At 58.8% G+C, this 7,352-nt stretch carries 8 protein-coding genes; 3 read left to right on the top strand and 5 right to left on the bottom strand.

The features are described 5' to 3' along the window. Positions 1 to 667: outer membrane beta-barrel protein (locus VL547_RS06610; RefSeq protein ID WP_325576510.1), on the top strand; the 667-nt coding region annotated here is incomplete at its 5' end. Here the strand turns inward: VL547_RS06610 and VL547_RS06605 are convergent. The 4 genes from VL547_RS06605 to VL547_RS06590 all read right to left on the bottom strand — a co-directional run bounded on the left by VL547_RS06605 (position 664) and on the right by VL547_RS06590 (position 3,575). Further along, positions 664 to 1,377 (bottom strand): LytR/AlgR family response regulator transcription factor, encoded by a 714-nt coding sequence (locus tag VL547_RS06605; protein WP_325576508.1) that lies wholly within the window; start codon positions 1,375 to 1,377, stop codon positions 664 to 666. The genes VL547_RS06610 and VL547_RS06605 overlap by 4 nt on opposite strands. Before the next feature lie 48 nt (positions 1,378 to 1,425). After that, positions 1,426 to 2,109: a LytTR family DNA-binding domain-containing protein gene (locus VL547_RS06600; RefSeq protein WP_325576505.1), complete on the bottom strand. Its 684-nt coding sequence runs from the start codon at positions 2,107 to 2,109 to the stop codon at positions 1,426 to 1,428. After that, complete coding sequence (locus VL547_RS06595; RefSeq protein WP_325576503.1) at positions 2,087 to 3,109, bottom strand: sensor histidine kinase; 1,023 nt, start codon at positions 3,107 to 3,109, stop codon at positions 2,087 to 2,089. Before VL547_RS06595 ends, VL547_RS06600 begins: the two co-directional genes overlap by 23 nt. 76 nt (positions 3,110 to 3,185) lie before the next feature. After that, a complete protein-coding gene (locus VL547_RS06590) occupies positions 3,186 to 3,575 on the bottom strand; it encodes a helix-turn-helix domain-containing protein (RefSeq protein WP_325576501.1) in 390 nt (129 codons plus the stop codon). Between the two features lie 110 nt (positions 3,576 to 3,685). Here VL547_RS06590 and VL547_RS06585 point away from each other — a divergent pair, with 110 nt between their 5' ends. Together VL547_RS06585 and VL547_RS06580 are read left to right on the top strand one after the other, a co-directional pair. Further along, positions 3,686 to 4,996 carry a PQQ-dependent sugar dehydrogenase gene (locus VL547_RS06585; protein ID WP_325576499.1) on the top strand — a complete coding sequence of 437 codons (1,311 nt, stop codon included), beginning with the start codon at positions 3,686 to 3,688 and terminating at the stop codon, positions 4,994 to 4,996. Then, positions 4,997 to 5,776 carry an NIPSNAP family protein gene (locus tag VL547_RS06580; protein ID WP_325576497.1) on the top strand — a complete coding sequence of 260 codons (780 nt, stop codon included), beginning with the start codon at positions 4,997 to 4,999 and terminating at the stop codon, positions 5,774 to 5,776. On the opposite strand, the gene VL547_RS06575 is transcribed toward VL547_RS06580, so the two are convergent. Next, positions 5,739 to 7,325, bottom strand: coding sequence for a VCBS repeat-containing protein (locus tag VL547_RS06575; RefSeq protein WP_325576495.1), 1,587 nt, complete (start codon positions 7,323 to 7,325; stop codon positions 5,739 to 5,741). The genes VL547_RS06580 and VL547_RS06575 overlap by 38 nt on opposite strands. Between the last annotated feature and the right edge of the window lie 27 nt (positions 7,326 to 7,352).

Below are 7,352 nucleotides of genomic sequence, written 5' to 3'. Positions count from 1 at the left end.
GACCCTCCATACGATCGCCAATTCGCTGACCCAGCTGGGCAATGGGGTCCAGGTCGCCATGCCGGTGAACCTGGGCGGCGCCTGTTCCGCGGCGCTGCATTCCAGCTACGGTTTACCGGTAAAGAATCTTTTGTCCGTGGTAACACTGTCCGGCCGGCTGGCATATAGCCAAACCCCCAACCTCCTGAACGGCCTCGTGGCCAGCTCGCAGAACACCAACGTGTCCCTTTCCCTGTCGACGTCGACCGCCATAGCGGACAAACTCGATCTTATGACAAACGCAAACGCCGGCTACAACGTATACCGCTATCCGTTCCAGGCCGGACAGCAGCCGGATTTTTTTAGCGCCCAGGCCACGGGGATCATCCGGTGGTACCTTGGGTGCTGGACGATTTCGGTCAACGCGGCGTACCAGTACAACGGCAACCTTTCCCCTGGCTTTAAGAAGGGAACCTTGTTGCTGTCGCCGGCGGTGGAGGTTCGGTTGTTCAAGCACAAGGCCGGGAACATTAAGCTCTTTGTGTTCGATCTGCTCAACCAGAATTCGGGTATATCGAGGACCGTAGACGGGAACTTGCTGCAGGAGAGCAGCGCGGAGGTACGCGGACGGTTTGGGATGGTCTCATTTTCGTATGATATCCGGCGTTTTGGAAAGAAAAAGCCCTAAGAATTGCTCTCTACAATATGGAAGAAATCGTTGCGGTAGCTATTCCCGATGGGGATGATCTTTTTTCCGATGGTGATCTCGTTGCGGGAAATGGAGTCGATGTGGTGAAGGGATACTACGAAGGAGCGGTGGACGCGGACGAAGACGTCGTCGGGGAGTTTTGACGAGAACGTTTTCAAATTCTGGAGGGTGATGACCGGCTGCGTTTTGCCGGCCAGGATGATCTGGGTGTAGTCCTTCATGCCTTCGCAGAACTGGATGTCTTCGAATTTGATACGGATGATCTTGTATTCGGAGTTGATGAAGATGAAGCCGTCGCGTTTCCAGCGGTTGTAACCACCTTCCTTGGGACTGTATTTGTTGCGGACGGCCTGGCGGATGGTTTCGATGACCTGCTCGAGGGTGGCCGTTTTGGTAAGGAATCCGAAAACCCGGTTGGCGCCGAGCTCGTCCACGCGGTCGTGTTCGGAGATGAGACAGACGACGGGGGGTACCTTGACGTTATAGATGTACGAATAGGTGGTCAGCGGCTCCACGAACCCATATTCGCAAAAGATGAGGTCGGTATCGGATAGCGAGCCCTCCAGGACCGACTCCAGCTGGGAGGCGCGTTTTTCCAGGATCGCCCCCGGGATCTCCCGAAGGTGTTGCTCCAGTCCGGTCCATTCCTGTGGTTCGCGCGCGAGGATCAGGCTCTTGATGTTATGCATGAGACAAATCTAGCGAAAATCCAGGCGCTGGCGGCACACCGCAAAGCGTCAGAGCCTCCGCGTCAGCGCATGCACCGCCCCCCTGTAAAAATCGCTCACGGGTATCTCGCGCTCTCCGAGGTAGATGCTGCTCTTGCGGATGGAGTGTATCCTGTCCACCGACACGATATACGACTTATGCACCCGGATAAAACGGCCGGGTGGGAGCAGCTCCTCGATGGCCTTCATCCCCATCCGCGTGATGACGGGTTTGGAGCCGTGGTGGAGGTAGATCTTGATATAGTCCTTCAGCCCTTCCACCCAGGCGATGTCCTTGAAATCAACCTTGACGAAAGAGTAGTCGACGCTGGCAAAAAAGAAATCGGCTGCCGCGGGCGGCGATACCCGGTCACGGGCGCGGTTGCACGCCCGGACAAACCGGTCCAGGGCCACGGGTTTGAGGAGGTAGTCCACGACGTCGAGGTCGAAACCCTGGAGGGCGTATTTCTCGTAGGCCGTGATCAGGATGACCATCGGTTTCCTCACCAGGGTATTGATCCACTGGAGCCCGGTGAGACCGGGCATCTGGATGTCCGTAAATACCAGGTCGATCGTACCATCCTGGAGCGCCAGGGTAGCTTCCTGGGTGTTCCGGCACGTCCGCTCCAGGCGCAAAAAGGGCACCTGGCGGATATTGTCTTCCAACAGGTCGAGGGCCAGGGCCTCATCGTCAACGGCGATACAACGCAACATGATGCGACAGGTTTATATTGAGGAATACAAAATACCAGTCTCCCTCGGTCCGTATGGTCAGCGAATGCCGGTCCCCGTATAACAGGTCGAGCCGTCTGCGGACATTGGTCAGGCCGATTCCGGGGGTCTTATCGCCCGTAGACGTGCCAAAGCTATTCTGGACCGAAAACGTCAGCAGCCCCGCTACCGTTTTCCAGGCGATGTGAATGCTCTTCCCGTGTTTGAATGCGTTTTCTACGAAGGGGATCAACAGCATGGGCTCGATTTCGAGGCTCCCGTCCAGCAGCCCTTCCTCCACGGTCACCGACATGGACCCGGCAAATCGCTGGCGCTGCAGGTCGATGTAGCTCTGCAGGTATTCGACTTCCTTTTCCAGCGGGACCTTCCCATCCGCCTCGTACAGCATGTACCGCATGAGGGAAGACAATTTTATCAGCGACGGCTCCAGGAGCAGCGAGCGCTTGCGCGCCAGCGAAACCATGTTGTTGAGGACGTTGAACATGAAGTGCGGGCTGACCTGCATCCGGAGCAGTGACAGCTCGGTTTTGAGGGTTTCGTTCTCCCGCTCCTGCCGGGCGCGCTCCTCCGCCATCCTGTCCCCCACCAGCCGGTAGATCAGGCCCGCCGCCACCACCAGGAGATAGGGAAACAACAGGAACTGGGGAGGGCCCGGCCATCCACGCCCCGGCTGGCCGATCAGACAGGCAAACAACAGCTGAAGCCCCACGAGCAATAACAGGTGAAAAAGTATGTAGTAAAAGTGACGCCGGCGATTGAAGAATACCGGGACGAGGACCTGGGTATTTAGGTAAAAAACCAGGACCAGCCAGCAATCGGTGAAATAGTTGAACCAACGGGACACAGGCGGGTGTCCGCCGGGCGGCATCATCCGGCGCTCGTGCGGTGGTCTCAGCCAAACGGGTAACAAAAAGAAAACGGCCCAAACGGCGGCGTGCGCCAAAGCCACCATCACCCTCCTCCGGTACCAGGGTTTCTCCATGGAGGCAAAATAGTATAATCCGCGGGGAGCGGGTTAGCCCGTGAGACGAGCGGGCCAAATGTTGCGGTAAAGCCGTCTATACGCGCTCGGCGGCGGCCGCGGCGGCAGCCCCATGCATCATCGGCAGGGTGCCGGCGAAGGTGCACAGCTGGCCCAGGAAGTCGGACAATTCCCGACCCTTGTCGGTGATCGTATATTCCACCCGGGGCGGAACGGTGTCGAGTTGCTGGCGAAGGACCAGGCCGTATTTTTCCAGCTGCCGCAGACGGTCGCTCAGGATATGGTCGCTGATGAATTGAAGGTCCTCCTTGATCGAGGTAAAACGGGCGTGTCCTTCCTCTATGCTGAACAACGTCTCACACAACCAGCGTTTGCTGACGAGGTACAACAGCTCGTTGAGCTCACATTTCTCCTCCAGGTAGGACTGGTTGAGGTAGTTGGTCGAATTTAATTTTCTTTCCGCCATCATTAAAGTTTTAAATAAATTACTACCGAAATAATGAGCATCTCCGCTACTGCAATTAGCATTTATTTTGACACTTGTCCGATACCATTCATCAAATATGAAATTAACATATGACACCGATCCGCGTTCTCTTTGCAGGTTTAGCTTTTACCGCGTCCATGACCTTGGGCAGCAGTGCGTTGCAGGCCGGTAACGGCGCTCCCGCTAAAAAGCCCTCAAAACCCAAGCCGGTTTCCGCGCCCGCGGATGTGGTGCTAAAACTCCCCGCGGGGTTTCACGCACAGGTTTTTGCCGAAGGCCTGAAACAACCCCGCCACATCGTAGTGACCAGGGAAGGTGACGTATACGTCAAGCTCAACCATCTCCAGGACGGTAACGGCATCATCCGTTTGCGGGATACCGATCACGACGGCAAGGCCGACCAGGTCACCGGTTTCGGCAACTACACCGGCACCGGGATCGCCCTCAAAGGCAATTACCTCTACGCCACGTCGGACGAGGAAATCTTCCGCTACCAGCTCGACGATAAGGACGAAGTCGTCGATCCGCAACACCCCCAGCGGATCGTCACCGGTCTGCTGAACCGGCACGAGCACGAATCCAAGTCCATCATCCTGGACAACGACGGTAACCTGTACACCAACATCGGTGCCTACTCCAACGTCTGCCAGGTAAAAGATCGCGCCGTCGGCTCACCCGGCATCAGCCCTTGCCCTATCCTGGACTCCGCCGGCGGGATATGGAAATTCAAGGCCGACAAAACCGACCAGACCTACGGGGATGGAGGCCGCTATGGCACCGGCTTCCGGAACACGGTAGGCCTTGACTGGAACAACCAGACCAACTCCCTGTTCATCATGGTGCACGGGCGAGACCAGCTGCACGACAACTTCCCGGACCTCTATACCCAGGACCAGGGTAACGACCTCCCCGCCGAAACCTTTTACGAGGTCCACCAGGGCACCAACGGGGGCTGGCCTTACGCGTATTGGGACCAGAACAAAAAGCAGTACATCCTCAACCCGGAATACGGCGGCGACGGCAAAAAAACCGCCGGTGAAGACGCCCAGGCCCCTGTAATGGGGTTCCCCGGCCACATGGCGCCCGATGGCCTCCTGTTCTATACCGGCAACCAGTTCCCGGCACGCTACAAGAACGGCGCCTTTATCACCTTCCACGGCTCGTGGAACCGTCAGCCGGAAGAAAAGGGCTACTACGTCGTTTTCGTCCCCTTCAAGGACGGTAAGCCGACGGGTAAATGGGAAGTGTTTGCGGACAACTTCGCCGGCACCGAGCACATCACCAGCCCCGGAAAGGCCCTCCACCGCCCGTGCGGTCTGGCCCAGGGCCCGGATGGGTCGATCTATGTCACCGACGACGCCCATGGCACGATCTTCAAGATTTCCTATACCGGCAAATAAATGAAACATTTCATCCTGGGGCTGCTGCTCGTCTTCGGGGCGGCGGCAGCCCATGCCCTTCCCGGCCCCCGCTATTACTACCAGCTGCGCGTCTACCGCTGCACCACGCTCACACAGGTCCAGCGTCTGGAAGCCTTCATGGAGAAGGCCTTTGTCCCGGCCCTGCATCGGGCGGGCATTTCCCAGGTGGGGGTATTCGTCCCCCTGCAACCCGATACCGCGGATACGGCCAGGGCCCTGCTCTATGTGCTGATCCCCTTCAGGACCATCGACGCGTGGCTGACTCTCGACCGGGTACTGGCGGCCGACAAGGTCTTTGCCCGGGACGGCAACGACTACCTGGAAGCGCCCTACAATAATCCACCCTATTTTCGTATGGAGTCCATCCTGATGCGCGCCTTCCCGGACATGCCCGCGCCCGCGGCGCCCGGGCTCCAGGCGCCCAAATCGGAGCGCGTTTACGAGCTGCGGAGCTACGAGAGCGCCACCGAGGCCTTTCACGCCAACAAAGTCCACATGTTCAACGAAGGGGGCGAAGTACCGCTGTTCAAGCGTCTTGACTTCAACGCGGTGTTCTACGCCGACGTATTGTCGGGCGCGCAGATGCCCAACCTCATGTATATGACGACCTTTAACAGCAAGTCTGACCGGGACCAGCACTGGAATGCCTTCAATAACGACCCGGAATGGAAGAAGCTGGTGGCGCGGCCCGAGTACCAGCACAACGTTTCCAAGGCGGTCATCACTTTCCTGAGGCCGGAGCCGTTTTCGGATTTTTAAGACCGGTATTGCGGAGGAACAGGAACGGTGGTCCCGTCTTGAAATCTGTTGTGGGCTGGAGGAACCCGGGCCCCACCGAACAATTCGCCAGCAGGATGTCCGGCCGGCCGTCCCGGTCGAAATCCCCCACATCCATCGCGATCCACCGGCCGGTCTTCCCCTCCGGCAGCGTGAGCGGGTGGAAGTCGAAGCCCCCATCGTTGCGGAAGTACACGAAGCCTTCCTCCGGTTGCCGCTGGAAGTCGGGGAAGTACGCGATCGAGGCGATGTCCAGATCGCCGTCCCCGTCGAAGTCCCTCGCCACCGCCTTGTAGCACCCGTCGATCGGAAAAAACCAGCGTTGGGTAAAATGCCCGGCGCCGTCGTCGAGGAATATATAGACCCCGTGATAGGGCTTGAGCACGGCGGAGTAGTCGCCGTTGTCCCCGCACGTGTAGAGGATATCCGGCCTGCCGTCCCCGTTGAAGTCGTCCAATTCGAAATACGTCGACCCATAGCACGGGGGAAAACGCAGGATCGTTTGCTCCTCGAACACGCCTTTGCCCTTGTTGGCGTACCGGAATATGCCCTCGTCACCCTGGGCGAACTGCGCCCATATGTCGGGCAACCCATCGTGGTTGTAGTCCTGCACATAGACCCGGATGGCCCCGGGCTGGTCCCGGAGCACGTGCCGTTCGTAACGGCCGCCGCCCTTGTTTTCCCACCAGCTCAGCGCGCCCTTGACATAGCCGAACTCGCAAACGACCAGGTCGGTCAACCCGTCCCCGTTGAGGTCCGCCGCCGCCAGCTGCACGGGCCGCCTCATAGGCCCGGCGAGCGTATCGCCTCCGGCAAAACGGTTGCCCCGGACCCTCAACCCCTCCACCATCCCCGCGCGGGAGTTCGTCGGCGTCATGATACCGATATCGCAGGCCAGCAGGCTATCCCCCTGCGGTACCAGGTCCGTTACCGGGCCGCGTAGTCGTATGGAATCCGTAATATTCAGGCCCCTGTCCCCGATATAGGTATAGCCCCGCACCGCGTCGCTCGTATAGAACCGCCCCCGGGCGGTGTCCATCCGCGCCAGTACCATGGCCGGCTGGTGGTATCGCCAGGACGGGACGACGGGTCGGAACGGCGCCGCACCTTCGGTAATCGGATACGGCCGTTGTTGTGGCGGAAGGGTAACGGGTGACGTCGCCATATAGTAATCCATGATAAAGCCCCACTCCTGTCCGGACAATTGCGGACTGGCGGGATAGAAGCCGCGGCCGATCTCAGGGTCGTCCGCGCTGGAGGGATACCGTTCGTTCTGGTACGAAAATATCCCCAGCCTTGGTCCCATTTCCGGCAAAACCCCGCGTCTCCAGCTGTTCGCATCCAACAGGTCGGGTGTCGGCAGCCGGTGGCATGACTGGCAGTACCTGGCGGCCAGCGCCTCCCCACGGGCGATGTTCTCGTCCGGTGTGTCCCCGTACATCGAATTCTTCCGGTATTTCCTGGGCGTTTGTTGGCTGAGACAGGCGGCCAGCGCCATCAGACCGAAGAGGCAGATCAGGACATTGCGCATAGGTCTAATGTAGTCAAAAAGGGGGGC

This window comes from Dinghuibacter sp., assembly GCF_035492835.1.
Lineage (GTDB): Bacteria > Bacteroidota > Bacteroidia > Chitinophagales > Chitinophagaceae > Dinghuibacter.
Note: the sequence above shows the minus strand (reverse complement) of the source record. Positions and strands in the feature narration are given on the sequence as shown.

Bases quoted from the DNA above. Each gene is read 5' to 3' on its own strand.
- VL547_RS06585 (WP_325576499.1), top strand. From the start codon at position 3,686: ATGACACCGATCCGCGTTCTCTTTGCAGGTTTAGCTTTTACCGCGTCC.
- VL547_RS06605 (WP_325576508.1), bottom strand. From the start codon at position 1,377: ATGCATAACATCAAGAGCCTGATCCTCGCGCGCGAACCACAGGAATGG.
- VL547_RS06575 (WP_325576495.1), bottom strand. From the start codon at position 7,325: ATGCGCAATGTCCTGATCTGCCTCTTCGGTCTGATGGCGCTGGCCGCC.
- VL547_RS06595 (WP_325576503.1), bottom strand. From the start codon at position 3,109: ATGGAGAAACCCTGGTACCGGAGGAGGGTGATGGTGGCTTTGGCGCAC.
- VL547_RS06590 (WP_325576501.1), bottom strand. From the start codon at position 3,575: ATGGCGGAAAGAAAATTAAATTCGACCAACTACCTCAACCAGTCCTAC.
- VL547_RS06600 (WP_325576505.1), bottom strand. From the start codon at position 2,109: ATGTTGCGTTGTATCGCCGTTGACGATGAGGCCCTGGCCCTCGACCTG.
- VL547_RS06580 (WP_325576497.1), top strand. From the start codon at position 4,997: ATGAAACATTTCATCCTGGGGCTGCTGCTCGTCTTCGGGGCGGCGGCA.